Raw genomic sequence first — 308 nt, 5'->3', positions numbered from 1 at the left:
CGAAGCGGAGAAGAACACCGGCGGCTGTTGCGGTGCGCCGCAGCCGGAGCTCGTCGAGCTGAGCGCCCCGGCGCCCCGCGAACACTGATGGCGGCCGACGGCGCCACACCGACCACCACCGTCGCCGTGCCTGCGATCCCGCAGGCACGGCGACGGTGGGCGTTGATCGCCCTGTGCGTCACCGAGATCACCAGCTGGGGCGTGCTCTACTACGCCTTCCCCGTGCTCGCGCCGCGGATCAGTGTGGAGACGGGGTGGTCGGTGCCGGCGGTGACGTGGGCGTTCTCGGTCAGCCAGATCGTCTCCGC

At 71.8% G+C, this 308-nt stretch carries 1 pseudogene; it reads left to right on the top strand.

Going from position 1 to position 308, the window contains the following annotated elements:
- Nucleotides 1-87: 87 nt before the first annotated feature.
- Nucleotides 88-308, top strand: a pseudogene (locus tag E1288_RS46665) (MFS transporter); the annotation flags it as partial.

Origin of the sequence: Saccharopolyspora elongata (assembly GCF_004348985.1) — a bacterium.
Lineage (GTDB): Bacteria > Actinomycetota > Actinomycetes > Mycobacteriales > Pseudonocardiaceae > Saccharopolyspora > Saccharopolyspora elongata.
This window is presented reverse-complemented; position numbering and strand designations above follow the sequence as displayed.